The sequence below is a fragment of the Mesorhizobium calcicola genome (assembly GCF_042682105.1).
In the GTDB taxonomy this organism is placed as follows: Bacteria; Pseudomonadota; Alphaproteobacteria; order Rhizobiales; family Rhizobiaceae; genus Mesorhizobium; species Mesorhizobium calcicola.
The window spans coordinates 164,166-180,557 of the sequence record NZ_JBHUGY010000064.1; the positions used below are offsets into that span (position 1 = coordinate 164,166).

Here is a 16,392-nt window from a genome sequence, read left to right on the forward strand (position 1 = left end):
TTCGCCGGCATCGGTTTTTCGGACCGAAATTGAGGATTGACGCCATATGAGCAAAGCCACTGCCACGGCGCTGGTGACGGGCGGGGCGAGACGGATCGGCAGGGCGATCGTCGAGGATCTCGCCGCCCACGGTTTTGCCGTAGCCATCCACTGCAATCGGTCGCGTGACGAAGCGGATGCAATGGCCGGCCTGATCAACCGGACCGGTGGCCGCGCCGCCGTGGTCGCCGCCGACCTCACCGATATGGACGCCGTCGGCGACCTCGTCGGCCAGGCGGAAGCGCTCGGGCCGCTCTCGCTGCTGGTCAACAATGCGTCGCTGTTCGAGGACGATTCAGTTCTGGACTTCGACTGGCGGGCTTGGGATAGGCACTTTGCCGTGCATGTGAAGGCGCCGGCGCTGCTGGCGCAGCACTTCGCCCGGGCGTTGCCGCCAGCGCAGGAGGGCCTCATCGTCAACATCATCGATCAGCGCGTTTGGCGGCCGACGCCGCGGTATTTCTCCTATGCGCTGTCCAAGTCGACGCTGTGGACCGCCACGCAGATGATGGCGCAAGCGCTCGGTCCCCGCATCCGCGTCAATGCCATTGGTCCGGGCCCGACCCTGAAGAACGCTCGCCAGGACGACAGCGATTTTGCTGCGCAGGTCGAAGGTTTGATCCTCAAGCGTGGCCCGGAATTGCCGGAATTCGGCGCCACCATCCGCTATCTCTGGGAAGCGCGCTCTGTCACCGGCCAGATGATCGCGCTCGATGGCGGCCAGCATCTTGCATGGCAGACGCCCGATGTGACAGGCATGGCGGAATGAGTCCTGTAGACCACAAAAGCAAGCCGCGCGGCGGCGACGACGATCTGCCCCCCGATATCGACCTTGAGGACGAGGCGGCGGAAGAGATTGTTGCGCCTGCTGGGCCCGACATAGCCTTTACCGCCATCGACTGGACGCCGCATGCCGGCGACGTCGAAGGCATGGTCGGCGCCGAGGTGATCCAGACACTGGTCAAGCGGTTGCCCAACGCGCCCGGCGTCTACCGCATGATGAACGCCGCCGGCGACGTGCTTTATGTCGGCAAGGCGCGCAACCTGAAGAAGCGCGTCACCAACTACGCTCAAGGTAGGTTCCACACCAACCGCATCGGCCGCATGGTGCGCGAGACGTCGACGATGGAGTTCGTCGTCACCCGCACCGAGATCGAAGCGCTGCTGCTCGAAGCCAATCTTATCAAGCGCTTGCGGCCGCGATTCAATGTGCTGATGCGCGACGACAAGTCGTTTCCCTATATCCTCCTGACCGGCGACCATGTCTCGCCCGGCATCTACAAGCATCGCGGCGCGCGGTCGCGCAAAGGCGATTATTTCGGCCCCTTTGCCTCTGCCGGCGCGGTTGGCCGCACTATCAATTCGCTGCAACGCGCCTTCCTGCTGCGCAGCTGCACCAACTCCTTCTACGAGAACCGCACGCGGCCATGCCTGCTCTACCAGATCAAGCGCTGTGCCGGCCCCTGCACCGGAGAGGTTTCGCATGAGGACTATGCCGAGCTGGTCGGCGAGGCGAAGGACTTCTTGTCGGGTCGCAGCCAGAAGGTGAAGACGGAGATCTCCGCAGCCATGCAGCAGGCCTCGGAAGACCTCGATTTCGAGCGCGCCGCGATCTATCGCGACCGGCTGGCGGCCCTGTCGCATGTGCAGAGCCACCAAGGCATCAACCCGGCGACGGTCGACGAGGCCGATGTCTTCGCCATCCATCAGGAAGGCGGCCAGGTCTGTATCCAGGTGTTCTTCTTCCGCACCGGCCAGAACTGGGGCAACCGCGCCTATTTCCCCAAGGCCGATCCGGCGCTGGAGGGATCGGAAGTGCTGGGCTCGTTCCTGGCGCAGTTCTATGACGACAAGCCGACGCCGCGCACCATCCTTTTGTCGCACGCCGTCGAGGATCAGGAACTGCTGGCCGAGGCGCTGTCGACCCGCGCCGGCCGCAAGGTCGCGATCTCGGTGCCGCAGCGCGGCGAGAAGAAGGACCTGACCGGCAACGCCCTGCAGAACGCCCGTGAGGCGCTGGGCCGCCGGCTGGCCGAGACCTCGACGCAAGGCCGGCTGCTTGCCGGTTTCGCCGAGACCTTCGGCTTGCCGAAGCCGCCGGTGCGCATCGAGGTCTACGACAACTCCCACATCATGGGCACCAATGCCGTCGGCGCCATGGTCGTCGCCGGGCCGGAGGGCTTCGTCAAGAACCAGTATCGAAAGTTCAACATCCGCTCGACCGAGATCACGCCGGGCGACGATTTCGGCATGATGCGAGAGGTGATGGAGCGGCGTTTTTCGCGGCTGCTCAAGGAGCATGGCGACGTTGCCGTGGCCGATGATGCGGCGGCAGGCGAGGCGGCCGATGATACCGAGGACGATATCTCCGGCAGCTTCCCGGCCTGGCCCGACGTCATCCTGATCGACGGCGGCCAGGGCCAGATGACGGCGGTGCGCAAGATCCTCTCGGATCTCGGCATCGAGAACCGCGTCGTGGCCATCGGCATCGCCAAGGGCCAGGACCGCGACGCCGGCCGCGAGCGCTTCTTCGTCAAGGGCAGGGACTCGTTTTCGCTGCCGGTTCGCGATCCCGTCCTCTACTTTGTCCAGCGGCTGCGCGACGAGGTCCACCGTTTCGCCATCGGCTCGCATCGTGCGCGCCGCAAGAAGGAGATGGTCAAGAGCCCGCTCGACGAGATCAGCGGCATCGGTCCCGGCCGCAAGCGCGCCCTGCTGATGCATTTCGGCACCGCCAAGGCGGTCAGTCGCGCCGCCATCGAGGATCTGAGGAAAGTCGACGGCATTTCCGAACAGGTGGCGAAACTGGTCTACAATCATTTCCACGAGAGCTGATGCATGTCGCCCAAAAGTGCGCAGCGGTTTTGGGACAACGACATGCATCAACCGAAAGAATGCATGTCGCCCAAAAGTGCGCAGCGGTTTTGGGACAACGACATGCATCAACCGAAAGAATGCATGTCGCCCAAAAGTGCGCAGCGGTTTTGGGGCAACGACATGCATCGCACTTTAAAGCGGATTCGGCAGTTTTCGGCTGGCCAATCGATTTTGGCCTGTTGACCCCCTACATTCGCTTCTGATTTGAGTAGGCAGGCAGAAAGAGTTCCCCAAGACATGGCCAAGCGCGCGTTCAACCTGCCCAACATGCTCACCTATGCCCGCATCATTGCGGTGCCGCTGGTGGTGCTGTGCTTTTTTCTCGAGGGCCATCTGAAGTCGAGCGACTTCGCCCGCTGGTCGGCGCTGATCATCTTCCTGCTCGCAAGCGTCACGGATTACCTGGACGGCTATCTGGCGCGCGCCTGGCAGCAGACCTCCAACATCGGCAAGATGCTCGATCCGATCGCCGATAAATTGCTGGTCGCCACCTGCCTGCTGCTGCTGGCGGCCGACACCGATCGCCACGCCGGCATTGCCGGCTGGTCGCTGTGGGCGGCGATCATCATCCTGTGCCGTGAAATCCTCGTCTCGGGCCTGCGCGAATATCTGGCGGCGCTGAAGGTCTCGGTGCCGGTGACGCAGCTGGCAAAATGGAAGACCGCCATCCAGATGGTCGCCATCGCCTTCCTGCTGGCCGGACCGGCCGGCGACAAGATCTTCCCGCTGACCACCCAGACCGGGCTGGTGCTGCTATGGATCGCGGCGCTGGTTACGCTCTACACCGGCTACGACTATTTCCGCGCCGGCCTCAAGCACATCATGGACGAGTGAGATGACGACCCGGCTCATCTATTTTGCCTGGGTGCGCGAGCGCATCGGCCTGCCTGAGGAAGACGTCGACCTGCCTGCCGGCGTCGAGACGGTCGCCGACCTCCTACGCTGGCTGAAATCGCGTGGCGAGGGCTACGAGCATGCGCTGCAATATCCCGACGTGATCCGCGTCGCCATCAACCAGGAACATGTCGAGCACCGCGAGAAGATATCGGGCGCCCGCGAGATTGCGCTGTTCCCGCCGATGACCGGGGGCTGACCATGCCGGCCGCCGTGGTGCCGACGGTGCGGATCCAGCGCGAAGATTTCGACGTCGCCGCCGAGATCGCCAGACTGACGCAGGGTCGCGCCGACATTGGCGCCGTGGTGACATTCTCCGGCCTTTGCCGCGACGAACAGGGTGCGCTCTCGGCACTCGAACTCGAGCATTATCCCGGCATGGCGGAGGCCGAGATCAGCCGCATCGCCACCGAAGCGGTTCAGCGCTGGCCGCTGCAAGGCCTCACCGCCATCCACCGCCACGGCAGGATCGCGCCCGGCGACAACATCGTGCTGGTGGTGGCGGCCTCGGCGCATCGCCAGGCGGCGTTCGAGGCGGCGAACTTTCTCATGGACTACCTGAAATCGCGCGCGCCGTTCTGGAAGAAGGAGCATCGCGCTGACGGCTCCGAGGGCGGCTGGGTCGAGGCCAAGGAAGCCGACGCCAGGGCCGCACAGCGCTGGAAACCGTCCGAATAAAATCCTGCCGCAGCCATGCATTGACCGCAATCCTTTGGCCAATTGATCGCGGTTGGTCAGCTTGGGCATTGGCAGCCCGGGGCGACGGAGATGGTCATGCTGGACAGGATCGCGGAGTTCTTCGTCTTCGGGTTCGTGCCTCTCGTCGTTGGCATGCTGGCCGTGCCGGAACTGTCCGTTGCCGCCGAAAGTTCCGTGCGAGGCGAGGTGATCTATCGCGAGCGCATCGCCCTGCCGCCCAGTGCCGTGCTCTCCGTCCAGCTTGCCGACGTGTCGCTGGCCGATGCGCCGGCCACGATCATCGGTGAGCAGAAAGTGAAGCCGGCCGGCCAGGTGCCGATCAGCTTCGAGATCAAATTCGACCCTTCCGTCATCCGCTCGCAGATGACCTACGCGCTTCAAGCCCGCATCACCGTCGACGATAAGCTCATGTTCATCTCCGATATGCGCCATCAGGTCGATCCGCTGACCGACGTGCCGCAGACCATTGTGCTGAAGATGGTCACGCCAAACGCCGAGCCGGCGGCTTCCGTCTTTGATCAGCTCTGGGTGGTGGACTATGTCGACGGCATTGGCGCCATCGCCGCGCCGCAAGCGACGTTCAGGGTCAGCGAGGCCGGCAAGGCAGGCGGCAGCGGCCCCTGCAACACCTATTTCGCCACCGCCAAGGTCGATGGCCAGGCGATCGCGATCAGCGACATCGGCTCGACCTACAAGGCCTGCGCGCCCGAAGTGATGGCCGAGGAAAAGGCACTGTTCGATGCGCTGGCCAAGGCCGCGTCATACCGTGTCGACGCCGGCAAACTCGTCATATCAGACAAGGATGGCCGCGAGATCCTGCGCTTCAGCGCCGCGAGTTAGCGCGTAGTTCGATCGCCCGACACTTTTCCGGAATAATTCGGGCGGGAGAAGCGTTTCTCTCCCAGACATGGCGGGTAAGGCAAAAGGGATATTTTCGAATGTCCCTTCGTTGAAGCCGCCAGACCTGCTGCGGCTCGTTCTGGCCTTAACTCAAAGGAGTCCAGAGATGAAAACCCACGCGCTTATCTTTGTTGCCACAGGCGTATCGCTCCTTGCTCTTACCGGCCTTGCGAAGGCGGACGACCATCTGTTCAATGCCGTTCAGCATGGCCTCAGCGCCGATGGCCAACCCTTCCAGACCAACAAGGCCGGCCACAGCGGCGATCTCGCGCCTGGGCAGGGTAGTCCGTTTGCAGGTGCCGATACCCAGACACCGGCCACCGACACGGCAGCAGCGAACGCCCATGCGAACGTAAAAGATCGCCAGCCGAAGTGACCAGCACCCGCCGTTGCGATGCCTGACTGTTTCGTCAATGAAAAAGGCCGGCGAAACGCCGGCCTTTTTACGGGGTTCAAGGTGTGGACTGTCGGCTCAGCCGACGATCTCGGTGTCCGAGAACCAGTACTTGATCTCATCTGCTGCCGTTTCCGTCGCATCGGAGCCGTGCACCGAGTTTTCGCCGATCGACAGCGCGTGCACCTTGCGAATGGTGCCTTCAGCGGCATTGGCCGGGTTGGTGGCGCCCATCACTTCGCGGTTCCGGGCAATGGCGTTCTCGCCTTCCAGCACCTGCACGATGGTCGGAGCCGACGACATGAACTCCACCAGTTCGCCGAAGAACGGGCGGTCCTTGTGGACGGCATAAAAGCCTTCCGCCTCGCGGCGGCTCATCCACACCCGGCGCGAAGCGATGACGCGCAGGCCGGCCTCTTCCAGCATCTTGGTGATGGCGCCGGTGAGGTTGCGCCGGGTTGCGTCCGGCTTGATCATGGAAAAGGTGCGTTCGAGCGCCATGGGTCGTCCTTGTCTGAGAATGGAATTGAGAGTGGCGGGCTCTATACAAGCCGCCCGGCTCATTGCCAAGGGGTGAGGCCAAAGGGGTTAGGGATGGTTCGCGAAGCGGACGGAAAGCCGATTGCCTGGCTTTCCGGGTAACGAATGCCCGCAGCGATGCGAAGGGCCAGGGCCACTGCGCGTTTGTGCGCCAGGCAGGCCACCCATGGGGCGGACCGGCAGGCGAGATCGGATGGCTGTAATGCGATGCTTTGCTTGCTATAGTCGCGTGTCGGCGCCGCGCTGAAGTCGGCCCGAATGGAGACAGGATGACCATGACAGACGATCGTCAGGAACGCATTCGCAACCGCGCGCATCAGATCTGGCTGCAAGAGGGACAGCCGGCTGGCGAGCATGAGCGCCATTGGCATCAGGCGGCAGCCGACGTCGACCAGGAGGATGCGGCCGGGAAGTCGGAAGCAAAGAAGCCCGCCAAGAAGGCAGCCGGCGCCGCCAAGCCAAAAGCCGCCCCCAAGAAGGCGAAGGCCGACGCGAAGACCAGCAAGCCCAAAAAGGCTGCAGCCAAGTAAGGCCTGGTCATCCCGCTGCTAACCTTGCTCGCAAGGAATTGACGGCGCTCGTGCTGCCTTGCGGTCAGGGCAGGCGTCACGCCGCTGCCGCCACCTTTTGTGCCAACCCGGCGGGTCGCGCCGCGTCCGGCGAGGTCATGGAGCAGAATGGTCATTGGCGTCGACCCCCTCGCGGGTTAGGTAGGCCCGTATCGACGCGAGCCGAGGGGAAACCATGAGACAGCATTTCATGATGTTTGCGGCCTACAACCAATGGGCCAACAACCGCATCTATGATGCCGCCGCCGAACTCGATGAAGAGGAACTCAGCCGCGACGTCGGGGCTTTTTTCGGCTCGATGATGGGCACGCTCAATCACCTGCTGACAGCCGACCGCATCTGGATGAAGCGCTTCACCGGCGAGGGCGACGCGCCGACGACGCTGGACGCCATTCTGTACCGGGCCTTGCCCGGCCTGCGGATGGCGCGTGAAGCCGAGGACAGAAGGATCATCGATTGGGTCGGCGGCCTCGGCGACAAAGCGCTGACGGGCCGCTTCACCTACATGACTGTCTCGGACATGCGCACGGTTTCGCAAAGGCTGGCGCCGGCGCTGGATCATGTCTTCAACCACCAGACACATCATCGCGGCCAGGTGCATACGATTCTGACCATCTTGGGACGGCCTAGCCTGGGTCTGGACCTGATGCTCTTCCAGCGCACCGAGGAGGGCAGGGCTTTCGCCTGATCCCGTGAAGCTTTCCTTGGTAGTCCTCGGATTGCGCGGCCAGCGCTGACTATCGCTGCATTTTGTGCAGCAGCTTTGCCTTCACGTCCGGCCACTCGGAATCAATGATGCTGAACCGGACGGAATTGCGCTTCCTGCCGTCCGGCATGATCCGCTCGTTGCGGACGATCCCCTCCTGCTTTGCCCCTATTCGCAGGATCGCCGCCCTTGATGCGTCGTTCAGTTCGTCCGTGGTGAATTGCACACGGACACAACTCATGACCTCGAATGCATGGGTCAGCAGAAGATACTTCGCCTCGGTATTGATCCCTGAACGCTGAGCCGATCTGCCGAGCCAGGTATGCCCAATCTCCAACTTTCTATTGGTGCGATCGATCTTCCAAAACCGCGTACTCCCGCAGATCACTCCCGTGCTACGCATGACGATTGCGTAAGGCATGACAGTGCCGGCCAGTCGTCCAGTCAGGGCTTTGGCAATATATCCATCGATCGTGCCCGGTCCCGGGACCACGGTGGCCTTCAGGTTCCAAAGCTCGCCATCCGCTGCCGCGCTCAGGAGCTCGGACGAATGTTCCTGCCGAAGCGGCGTGAGCTCAACGGTCTTGCCGACCAGTGTTGGTTGTCTGGATTGGAGGTCGGCGTCCATTGACCGATGGTTCTCAACTTCGGACATTGCTTCTGATCGGTCGACTCCAATCAAACCGACCAATCCGACGCTTGCGCGCACGGATTTCCGGACGTTCAAGCTCAGCCGCCTATCTCGCTGTCCAACTGAATCTGCATCAAAGCCGCTTCGGCCGTTATCCACTGCTTGAACAGTGATACCTTGCGAGGGGGCAGCGTCTTGTAGGGGCAGACGAAATACCAACCCGCCGTATTCGGGTGATGCACAGCGAATGGCGCTACCAGCCTTTCCGCACGGATATCGCCGGCCATATAGGCACGATTGGCCACCGCAAATCCCAACCCGGCGGCGGCCGCCTCGTAGGACATCATGCAGGAATCGAAATAGATGCTTTTGGTCTCCTGGAGCACGAAGCCGGCGCCGACGAAGTCGAGCCACGATTGCCAGTTCTGGGTGCAGGTATCGGAATGCAGCAGCGTGAAGTGGCGCAGATCTTCGGGCTTCACCTTCGACAGCGGCTTGTCGCCGAGGACCTCATGGAACAGCTTGCGGCTGCACACCGGCGTCAGGTCTTCCCGAAACAGCAGATCGGACTGCAGCCCGTGAAAGTGGCCGTCGCCATAGCGGATCTCGACATCGAATTCCGATGTCGAGAATTCATGCGTCGCGTAGGAGGTTGAGACGTGCATCTCGATATCCGGATATTGCTGCTGGAACAGCGGCAGGCGCGGAAACAGCCAGCGTACCGCAAAGGTCGGCAGCACCGATATCTTCAACACATGTTCCTGTGATTGCCCGGTCGCTTCCATGCTGGCGGCGACGATTCGCTCCAGCGCCTCGCGAACGCGCGAGACATAGGTCTCGCCTTCCGGCGTCAACGAGACCGCATTGCCGCCGCGCTGGAAAATCTTGAAGCGCAGTTGATCTTCCAGGCTTTTGACGCGCTGGCTGACCGCTGAAGCGGTGATGAACTGTTCTTCGCCGGCGCGCGTGAAATTCCTGTGCCTCGCAGCACTCTCCACGATTTTCAGCGAGTTGAGGTTGACCTGACTGAGCAGACGCACGGGCTTCGACCTTAAGCTGGGCTTACACTAGCACCAGCATTCCTAATTTTACAGGGGTGGGCGAACTAATCGACTGTTTCCCAAGTGTTGCCCCCATCCTGGAGAAGTACAATGAATGCCCATACCATTCCCGAACTGCGTTATGCGATGAGCCGCGAAGCCATCATCGGTCATGAAACAGCCTGGAAAGTGTCCAGCTTCGGCGTCGCGCAATATCTGCACGGCTATGACCCGGCACTGCTTGCCGCGATCGAGGAGGCAGCTCTGAAGCTCAAGGCCAGCCATGCAGTGCACAAGCACCTCGACCTGACCTTCATCACCGGCGCTGACCGTTTCATTCCCGAAATCAAGGAGTTGCTGCACGACAAGCTGCGCCTGGAGCGGCTGTCCGACATGATGGGCACCAAGCTGGAGCCCTATCCGCTGTCGATCGTCGGCTCGACGGTGACCTTCATGAATCCCAAGGACGGCGCCGTGGAATGGCATTGCGATGGCGTTCCGGTCACCGAACTCATTCCGTTGTCGATCAGCAATCCGCTGGTCGGCGGCCACCTCGAAATCTATTGCGACGACTCGGAAACCGGCCGCGCCATCCTCGAATCCGGTCGCGAGATCCCGCGCAACCGTGTCATGCGCATCGATCACAAGATGAACTACGCCACGCTTGGGCAGTTCCTCGGTGTCCTGCACCGCACCGCGCCGATCCGATTCGGCGAGCGCGTCACGCTGGTGCTCAACCAGCGCTCGGTGGCCAAACCCTATGTCGACGACAACCGCATGTTCTATCTCGCCGCCGACAACGACCATGACCGCGAATGGGTCAACGAGTTGGCCGAAGACGTCTGGACCAACCAGTTGCCGGCCTATCGCCGGTTCGAGGAAGAGCGTCCCGTTCCGGTGTCGCCCGAGGCGCCGGTTCCGGGCGGAGCCAGGGAATTATGGTAACGAACCATGATCCCGAAAAGTGGGAGCCGGTTTTCGGACGAGATCATGGTCGAACACAGGGATAGAGCTCCAAGCCGATTCTTTCGGCATGGATCAGGCTCGATATCCGCGCTGGCCTTCGCGGCCGGCGCGGTGGCGTTGTGGTCGACCAATGCGCTGGTCGGCAAATCCCTGCTGGCCAGCCACCCGGTGTCGCAGGTGCAGTTCCTGCAATTTACAGGAGCTGCCCTCGTCTTCGCCGCCATCCGGTTGATGAGCCGGGAACGAGCCGCGCCAGTCACGGCCGGGGCCGCGCTCATGGCTCTGGCGATAGGCTTCATCGGTCTGGTCGGCACCATGGTGCTGCAATACATCGCCTTCGCTTCGATGCCGGTGATCGAGGCCAATCTGGTGGCCTACACTTGGCCGTTGATGGTCGCGGCCGCGGTCATCGCTTTGCAGAACCCGCGGCGCCCGGCACTGCTGGGCCTTGCCGCGGTCGTGGGCTTCATCGGCGTCGCACTGGTGATTTCTGGAGGGCGTAACCAATCCTGGCTCCAGGGCGAACTCGTCGGCTATGTCGCCGCATTCGGGTCCGCATTGTGCATGGCTTTCTATTCGATCATGGTGGGGCGCGTTGTCACCTCGCCGGATCGTCTGTTGCTGCCATCGTCGCTGATTGGTGTGGTCTTGACGTTTTTGTGGTGCGCTCGCGACGGTTTCACCTGGCTCGTCGGCACGGACCTGGCTCTCGGCCTCTATCTCGGCGCCGGTCCGATGGGGTTGGGCTACTACTTCTGGTCGCGCGCCTTGAAGCTCGAAGGCAGCGGCAAGGTCGCGGTCGTCGCCTATCTCACGCCGATCGCTTCGACGCTGCTGCTGACCTTGTCCGGCGAAAGGCTGACGATAACGGCAATTGTCGGAGCCATCCTCGTCATCGGCAGTTGCGTCGCGGTCGGCGTGGAGCGTTCGGAGGCCGAAAACCATGTTTGATGAAAATGAACGTCTCGCCAGGCAGGAAGCGCACTGGCTTATCAAGGAATTCGGCGCCGAGGCACCCCTCTACGCCGCAATGAAGGCCGAAAAGGCGATAGAACAGAAGGATTTCGGGCGTTGCGCCCGGTGGAAGCGTATTCTAGAGATATTGGCCGACGGCCATACTGCGAAGTCTGCTAGTTCCAAGTATTAGATTTTCTAATTTGCGCGACGGCGATTTCCCGAGAAAAATAATTTCTGGAGTCTTGATTCGTTGTTGAGACTTGGCGATCCGTTGGGGGACGCGGTTAAAGAGATAAATCGACACAAGTCTTCGCAGGGGTGGGTGGCTTTGTCGCAAATAGGGTGAAAGAATTGTCAAATATCGATGATAAGACCGTTATCGAGCTGACGGCCGATATTGTCTCGGCCTATATCGGCAACAATCCGCTTCCGGCTTCCGGTTTGCCTGAGTTGATTGCAAGCGTCAGCGCGTCGGTTCGCAAGCTGGCTGGTGCGCCTGTCGTGGAAAGCCCAAGCCTGGTTCCGGCCGTCAACCCGAAGAAGTCGGTGTTTCCCGACTACATCATCTGCCTTGAGGACGGAAAGAAGTTCAAATCGCTCAAGCGACACCTCAGGACGGACTATGGCCTGAGCCCGGACGACTATCGGGCCAAATGGGGCTTGCCGCCGGACTATCCGATGGTTGCGCCAAACTATTCGGCGACACGATCGGCGCTGGCGAAGTCGACGGGACTTGGCCGCAAGCCGGCAGCGGCGCCGGCCGCCGTAGCCAAGGCGACGAAGCGCAAGGCGAATGCCTGAGCGCTGCCTTGCCGGGTAGGCAGGCCGCTGATCGGCTGCCTTGACGGCGCCCTTGCGGGCGTCGTTTCCGGGCCTTGTGCGGCCAATTGGGCCGCAAGGTCTTGCGGAGCGTTGATGTCCGGTGCAAAAGCGCGGCCATGCTGATCATCAACGACCTTTCGCTCCGCATGGCCGGACGCCTGCTTCTCGACCATGCCTCGCTGACCTTGCCGGCCGGCACCAAGGCCGGCCTTGTCGGCCGCAACGGCACTGGCAAGACGACGCTGTTCAAGGCCATCACCGGTGACCTTGCCTCCGAGACCGGCTCGATCAGCCTGCCCAAGAACACGCGCATCGGCCAGGTGGCGCAGGAAGCGCCAGGCACCGAGGATCCGCTGATCGAGATCGTGCTCAAGGCCGATCTTGAGCGCACGGCACTCCTCGAAGAAGAAAAGACCGCCACCGATCCGCACCGCATCGCCGACATCCATATGCGGCTGGCCGACATCGACGCGCACTCGGCCGAGTCGCGCGCGGCCACCATTCTTGCCGGTCTCGGCTTCGACGATGCGGCGCAGCGCCGCCCAGCCTCGTCGTTCTCCGGCGGCTGGCGCATGCGCGTGGCGCTTGCGGCGGTGCTGTTTGCCGAGCCCGATCTTTTGCTGCTCGACGAGCCGACCAACTATCTCGACCTCGAAGGCACGCTGTGGCTGGAAAACTATGTGTCGAAGTATCCGCACACCGTGCTTTTGATCTCGCATGACCGCGACCTGCTCAACCGCGCCGTCAATTCTATCGTTCATCTTGATCAGAAGAAGCTGACCTTCTGGCGCGGCGGCTACGACCAGTTCGAGCGTCAGTATACCGAGCAGAAAGAACTGCAGGAGAAGGGCCGCGTCAAGCAGGAGGCCGCCCGCAAGCATATGGAATCCTTCGTCGAGCGCTTCCGCGCCAAGGCCTCCAAGGCGAGGCAGGCGCAATCGCGCATCAAGGCGCTGGAGAGGATGAAGCCGATCGCGGCGATCGTGAACGACACGGTGCGGCCATTCTCCTTCCCGGAGCCGGTCAAGACGGTGGCATCGCCGATCGTGGCGCTGAACAACGTCAATGTCGGCTACACCGAGGGGCAGCCGATCCTCAAGAAGATGACGCTGCGCATCGACGCCGACGACCGTATCGCGCTGCTTGGCGCCAACGGCAACGGCAAGTCGACCTTCGCCAAATTGCTGTCCGGCCGGCTGAAGCAGGAGACCGGCACCATGACGGTTGCGCCTGGGCTGAGGGTGGCGATCTTCGCCCAGCACCAACTCGACGATCTCAGGCCTGAGGAAAACGCCTATGAGCATGTCCGCCGGCTGATGCCGGAAGCGCCGGAGTCCAAGGTGCGCGGCCGCGTCGCCCAGTTTGGTCTCACGACCGAGAAGATGAACACCGCCGCCAAGGACCTGTCCGGTGGCGAGAAGGCGAGGCTGCTGATGGGCCTGTCAGCCTTCGAGGGACCGAACCTGTTCATCCTCGACGAACCGACCAACCATCTCGACATCGACAGCCGCGAATCGCTGATCCATGCGCTGAACGAATTTCCGGGCGCCGTGATCCTGATCTCGCACGACCGCCATCTGCTGGAGGCGACCGCCGACCGGCTGTGGCTGGTCAAGGATGGCGCGGTCAATCCCTATGATGGCGATCTCGAGGACTATAAGACGCTGGTCACCGGTGTGTCGGGCGACCGCCGCGGCAAGCGCGAGGCGGACAAGGCGTCAAAGGCCGACCGCCGCCGCGATGCGGCGGCGCGCCGCGCCGCATTCGAGCCGCTGGCCAAGGAAATCCGCGCCACCGAAGCGCTGATGGACCGCATCCGCAAGCGCATCGACGGCATCGAGGACGACCTGTCCAATCCCGCCGTCTATGAGAAGGATCCGTCGACGGCGACAAGGCTGGCCAAGGAGCGCTCGCAACTCGCCCAGACGCTGGCCGGCCACGAGGAGAAATGGTTGACCATGTCGGCCGAATATGAAGAAGGCACGGCGGAGTAGGGTAGTGTCGAGAGAACGTTGGATCGAAGCCGGGAAGGTTTTGGCGGTCAACCCCGATGCGATCGTCAGATGCCCCGACTGCGGTGAAGCAGACCTGGACGTGCTCAATACCAAGGCAGGAGCAACCCATTTCGAGCGCCACATGCGTTGCCCGAAATGCGGCGCCTACAATGCGCTGCTAAAGAGTAACGGCGAGACGTAAAAGCAAAACTGGCCCTACGCGCCACGCGCGAAAGCCGGTAGACAGGGCGCATGAACCAGCACGCCAAGCTCCGCATCGGCCATTCGGCCTGTCCGCATGATTGCCCGTCGACCTGCGCGCTCGAAGTCGAGTTGCTCGATGGCAACCGCATCGGCCGTGTCCATGGCGCCAAGACCAACAGCTACACGGCTGGTGTCATCTGCGCCAAGGTCGCCCGCTATGCCGACCGCGTCCATCATCCTGATCGGCTGCTGAAGCCGCTGGTGCGGGCCGGCGCCAAGGGCGACGGCGTCTGGAAGGAAGCAAGCTGGGAAGCAGCGCTCGACCTCGTCGCCGAGAAATTCATCGCGGCCGAGGACAAATACGGCTCGGAGACAGTCTGGCCCTATTACTATGCCGGCACGATGGGGCTGGTGCAGCGCGACGGCATCGACCGGCTGCGCCACGCCAAAAAATATTCCGGCTTTTTCGGTTCGATCTGCACCAATCTGGCCTGGACCGGCTGGATGATGGGGGCCGGCGCCTTGCGCGGGCCCGATCCGCGCGAGATGGCGAAATCCGATTGCGTGGTGATCTGGGGCACCAATGCCGTGGTGACGCAGGTCAACGTCATGACCCACGCCATCAAGGCGCGCAAGGAGCGCGGCGCCAGGATCGTCGTCATCGACGTCTATGAAAACGCGACGATGAAGCAGGCCGATCTCGGCCTGGTGCTGAGGCCCGGCACTGATGGTGCGCTGGCCTGCGCGGTCATGCATGTTCTGTTCAGGGAAGGCATGGCCGACCGCGCCTATCTCGAAAAGTACACCGACGACCCCAAGGGGCTGGAAGCGCATCTGAGGACTCGCACACCGGAATGGGCGGCAGGTATCACCGGTTTGACGGTGGCCGAGATCGAGGCCTTTGCCCGTCTCGTCGGCACGACGAAAAAGACCTATTTCCGTCTCGGTTATGGGTTTGCGCGCCAGCGCAATGGCTCGGTCAACATGCACGCGGCCGCCTCCATCGCCGCCGTCACCGGCTGCTGGCAATATGAGGGCGGCGGCGCCTTCCACTCCAATTCCGGCATCTTCAAGCTCAACCAGGAAGTGCTGGAAGGCACGAAGATGCGCGATCCCTCGATCCGCTATCTCGACCATTCACGCATCGGCCCGGTGCTGACCGGGGCGAAGGACGCGCTCTATGGCGGCCCGCCGGTGACGGCGATGCTTATCCAGAACACCAATCCGGTGAATGTCGCGCCCGAACAGCGCCTAGTGAAGCAGGGTTTTCTGCGCGACGACCTGTTCACTTGCGTGCACGAGCAGTTCATGACCGACACGGCCAAGCTCGCCGATGTGGTTCTGCCGGCGACAATGTTCCTCGAACACGACGACCTCTACAAGGGCGGCGGCAACCAGCACATCACGCTCGGTCCCAAGCTGATCGACCCGCCGGAAGGGCCGCGCACCAACCATTTCGTCATCGAGGAACTGGCAAAGCGCCTCGGCGTCGCCGATCGTCCGGGCTTCGGCCTGACCGAGCAGCAGCATATCGACATCATCCTGGGCAAGCGCGGGCTGGGCAGCTTCGACAGCTTGAAGGAAGACAAGTGGGTCGACCTGCAGCCGGATTTCGACACCGCGCATTTCATCAAAGGTTTCGGCCATGCGGATGGGAAATTCCGCTTCCGCGCCGACTGGACCGGGCAGGCGGCGCCCAACAGGCCGCCGAAGAGCATGGGCCTGTTCGGCCCGGTGGAGCGGCTGCCGGAATTCCCTGACCATGTCGACCTGATCGAGGTCGCCGACGCGGCACACCCGTTCCGGCTGACGACATCGCCGGCGCGCAACTTCCTCAATTCGACCTTTTCCGAAACGCCGGTGTCGAAGGCCAAGGAAGGGCGGCCGGAACTGTTGCTGCATCCGGACGATGCCGCAGCTCATGGACTGACCGACGGCGACCGTGTCGAGGTTGGCAACCAGCGCGGCGAAGTCGTGCTGCACGCAAAACTGTTCGACGGCATCAAGCGTGGCGTCGTCATCGCCGAAGGCATCTGGCCGAACAGCGCCCATGAGCGCGGCGAGGGCATCAACGTGCTGACCGGCGCCGACGCACCCGCACCCTATGGTGGTGCCGCCTTCCACGACAACAAGGTGTGGCTGCGCGCGGCAAGCTGAGGC

20 protein-coding genes are annotated in these 16,392 nt (G+C 62.5%); 17 read left to right on the top strand and 3 right to left on the bottom strand.

What is annotated here, in order from left to right; translation table 11 throughout:
* Positions 1–46 precede the first annotated feature (46 nt).
* From ACFSQT_RS33780 to ACFSQT_RS33815, 8 genes are all read left to right on the top strand, one after another.
* Positions 47–808 (top strand): SDR family oxidoreductase, encoded by a 762-nt coding sequence (locus tag ACFSQT_RS33780; protein ID WP_379026216.1) that lies wholly within the window; start codon positions 47–49, stop codon positions 806–808.
* Positions 805–2,874 carry an excinuclease ABC subunit UvrC gene (gene uvrC, locus ACFSQT_RS33785; RefSeq protein ID WP_379026218.1) on the top strand — a complete coding sequence of 690 codons (2,070 nt, stop codon included), beginning with the start codon at positions 805–807 and terminating at the stop codon, positions 2,872–2,874. The genes ACFSQT_RS33780 and uvrC overlap by 4 nt, the downstream gene beginning before the upstream one ends.
* Positions 2,875–2,877: 3 nt before the next feature.
* On the top strand, positions 2,878–3,099 hold the full coding sequence (locus tag ACFSQT_RS33790; protein WP_379026220.1) for a hypothetical protein: 222 nt from the start codon (positions 2,878–2,880) through the stop codon (positions 3,097–3,099).
* Between the two features lie 54 nt (positions 3,100–3,153).
* Positions 3,154–3,750, top strand: a complete 597-nt coding sequence (gene pgsA, locus ACFSQT_RS33795; protein ID WP_269903927.1) for a CDP-diacylglycerol--glycerol-3-phosphate 3-phosphatidyltransferase — start codon at positions 3,154–3,156, stop codon at positions 3,748–3,750.
* Between the two features lies 1 nt (position 3,751).
* Positions 3,752–4,009, top strand: a complete 258-nt coding sequence (gene moaD, locus ACFSQT_RS33800) for a molybdopterin converting factor subunit 1 (RefSeq protein WP_379026223.1) — start codon at positions 3,752–3,754, stop codon at positions 4,007–4,009.
* 2 nt (positions 4,010–4,011) lie between these two features.
* Complete coding sequence (locus tag ACFSQT_RS33805) at positions 4,012–4,488, top strand: molybdenum cofactor biosynthesis protein MoaE (RefSeq protein ID WP_379026225.1); 477 nt, start codon at positions 4,012–4,014, stop codon at positions 4,486–4,488.
* Positions 4,489–4,584: 96 nt separating this feature from the next.
* Positions 4,585–5,349 (top strand): YbaY family lipoprotein, encoded by a 765-nt coding sequence (locus ACFSQT_RS33810; RefSeq protein ID WP_379026227.1) that lies wholly within the window; start codon positions 4,585–4,587, stop codon positions 5,347–5,349.
* A 166-nt stretch (positions 5,350–5,515) separates the two neighbouring features.
* Positions 5,516–5,785 (top strand): hypothetical protein, encoded by a 270-nt coding sequence (locus tag ACFSQT_RS33815; protein WP_379026229.1) that lies wholly within the window; start codon positions 5,516–5,518, stop codon positions 5,783–5,785.
* Between the two features lie 96 nt (positions 5,786–5,881).
* Here ACFSQT_RS33815 and ndk read toward each other — a convergent pair whose 3' ends face one another.
* Positions 5,882–6,304, bottom strand: a complete 423-nt coding sequence (gene ndk, locus ACFSQT_RS33820; RefSeq protein WP_379026231.1) for a nucleoside-diphosphate kinase — start codon at positions 6,302–6,304, stop codon at positions 5,882–5,884.
* A 314-nt stretch (positions 6,305–6,618) separates the two neighbouring features.
* Here ndk and ACFSQT_RS33825 point away from each other — a divergent pair, with 314 nt between their 5' ends.
* A complete protein-coding gene (locus tag ACFSQT_RS33825; protein ID WP_379026233.1) occupies positions 6,619–6,873 on the top strand; it encodes a DUF2934 domain-containing protein in 255 nt (84 codons plus the stop codon).
* A 214-nt stretch (positions 6,874–7,087) separates the two neighbouring features.
* A complete protein-coding gene (locus tag ACFSQT_RS33830; protein WP_379026235.1) occupies positions 7,088–7,600 on the top strand; it encodes a DinB family protein in 513 nt (170 codons plus the stop codon).
* Between the two features lie 49 nt (positions 7,601–7,649).
* Here ACFSQT_RS33830 and ACFSQT_RS33835 read toward each other — a convergent pair whose 3' ends face one another.
* A complete protein-coding gene (locus tag ACFSQT_RS33835; protein WP_379026237.1) occupies positions 7,650–8,345 on the bottom strand; it encodes a GNAT family N-acetyltransferase in 696 nt (231 codons plus the stop codon).
* A 2-nt stretch (positions 8,346–8,347) separates the two neighbouring features.
* Complete coding sequence (locus ACFSQT_RS33840; RefSeq protein ID WP_379026239.1) at positions 8,348–9,289, bottom strand: LysR substrate-binding domain-containing protein; 942 nt, start codon at positions 9,287–9,289, stop codon at positions 8,348–8,350.
* Positions 9,290–9,400: 111 nt separating this feature from the next.
* On the opposite strand from ACFSQT_RS33840, the gene ACFSQT_RS33845 reads away from it, so the two are divergent.
* From ACFSQT_RS33845 to ACFSQT_RS33875, 7 genes are all read left to right on the top strand, one after another.
* Positions 9,401–10,234: a hypothetical protein gene (locus ACFSQT_RS33845; protein ID WP_379026241.1), complete on the top strand. Its 834-nt coding sequence runs from the start codon at positions 9,401–9,403 to the stop codon at positions 10,232–10,234.
* A gap of 45 nt (positions 10,235–10,279) precedes the next feature.
* Positions 10,280–11,206, top strand: a complete 927-nt coding sequence (locus tag ACFSQT_RS33850; protein ID WP_379026288.1) for a DMT family transporter — start codon at positions 10,280–10,282, stop codon at positions 11,204–11,206.
* Entirely contained in the window at positions 11,199–11,402 is a 204-nt protein-coding gene (locus ACFSQT_RS33855) for a hypothetical protein (protein WP_379026243.1), read from the top strand. Before ACFSQT_RS33850 ends, ACFSQT_RS33855 begins: the two co-directional genes overlap by 8 nt.
* Positions 11,403–11,563: 161 nt before the next feature.
* Positions 11,564–12,013 (top strand): Ros/MucR family transcriptional regulator, encoded by a 450-nt coding sequence (locus ACFSQT_RS33860; RefSeq protein WP_379026245.1) that lies wholly within the window; start codon positions 11,564–11,566, stop codon positions 12,011–12,013.
* Positions 12,014–12,150: 137 nt separating this feature from the next.
* Positions 12,151–14,028, top strand: coding sequence for an ABC-F family ATP-binding cassette domain-containing protein (locus tag ACFSQT_RS33865; protein WP_379026247.1), 1,878 nt, complete (start codon positions 12,151–12,153; stop codon positions 14,026–14,028).
* Positions 14,029–14,032: 4 nt separating this feature from the next.
* On the top strand, positions 14,033–14,230 hold the full coding sequence (locus ACFSQT_RS33870; RefSeq protein ID WP_379026249.1) for a hypothetical protein: 198 nt from the start codon (positions 14,033–14,035) through the stop codon (positions 14,228–14,230).
* A gap of 50 nt (positions 14,231–14,280) precedes the next feature.
* On the top strand, positions 14,281–16,389 hold the full coding sequence (locus ACFSQT_RS33875) for a molybdopterin-containing oxidoreductase family protein (protein WP_379026251.1): 2,109 nt from the start codon (positions 14,281–14,283) through the stop codon (positions 16,387–16,389).
* Positions 16,390–16,392: the final 3 nt, after the last annotated feature.

Excerpts from the sequence above, each read along its gene's own strand:
- ACFSQT_RS33855 (WP_379026243.1), top strand. The coding sequence starts at position 11,199 with ATGTTTGATGAAAATGAACGTCTCGCCAGGCAGGAAGCGCACTGGCTT.
- moaD (WP_379026223.1), top strand. The coding sequence starts at position 3,752 with ATGACGACCCGGCTCATCTATTTTGCCTGGGTGCGCGAGCGCATCGGC.
- ACFSQT_RS33845 (WP_379026241.1), top strand. The coding sequence starts at position 9,401 with ATGAATGCCCATACCATTCCCGAACTGCGTTATGCGATGAGCCGCGAA.
- ndk (WP_379026231.1), bottom strand. The coding sequence starts at position 6,304 with ATGGCGCTCGAACGCACCTTTTCCATGATCAAGCCGGACGCAACCCGG.
- uvrC (WP_379026218.1), top strand. The coding sequence starts at position 805 with ATGAGTCCTGTAGACCACAAAAGCAAGCCGCGCGGCGGCGACGACGAT.
- ACFSQT_RS33780 (WP_379026216.1), top strand. The coding sequence starts at position 47 with ATGAGCAAAGCCACTGCCACGGCGCTGGTGACGGGCGGGGCGAGACGG.
- ACFSQT_RS33810 (WP_379026227.1), top strand. The coding sequence starts at position 4,585 with ATGCTGGACAGGATCGCGGAGTTCTTCGTCTTCGGGTTCGTGCCTCTC.
- ACFSQT_RS33865 (WP_379026247.1), top strand. The coding sequence starts at position 12,151 with ATGCTGATCATCAACGACCTTTCGCTCCGCATGGCCGGACGCCTGCTT.
- ACFSQT_RS33825 (WP_379026233.1), top strand. The coding sequence starts at position 6,619 with ATGACAGACGATCGTCAGGAACGCATTCGCAACCGCGCGCATCAGATC.
- ACFSQT_RS33805 (WP_379026225.1), top strand. The coding sequence starts at position 4,012 with ATGCCGGCCGCCGTGGTGCCGACGGTGCGGATCCAGCGCGAAGATTTC.
- ACFSQT_RS33875 (WP_379026251.1), top strand. The coding sequence starts at position 14,281 with ATGAACCAGCACGCCAAGCTCCGCATCGGCCATTCGGCCTGTCCGCAT.
- pgsA (WP_269903927.1), top strand. The coding sequence starts at position 3,154 with ATGGCCAAGCGCGCGTTCAACCTGCCCAACATGCTCACCTATGCCCGC.
- ACFSQT_RS33830 (WP_379026235.1), top strand. The coding sequence starts at position 7,088 with ATGAGACAGCATTTCATGATGTTTGCGGCCTACAACCAATGGGCCAAC.
- ACFSQT_RS33850 (WP_379026288.1), top strand. The coding sequence starts at position 10,280 with ATGGTCGAACACAGGGATAGAGCTCCAAGCCGATTCTTTCGGCATGGA.
- ACFSQT_RS33790 (WP_379026220.1), top strand. The coding sequence starts at position 2,878 with ATGTCGCCCAAAAGTGCGCAGCGGTTTTGGGACAACGACATGCATCAA.
- ACFSQT_RS33815 (WP_379026229.1), top strand. The coding sequence starts at position 5,516 with ATGAAAACCCACGCGCTTATCTTTGTTGCCACAGGCGTATCGCTCCTT.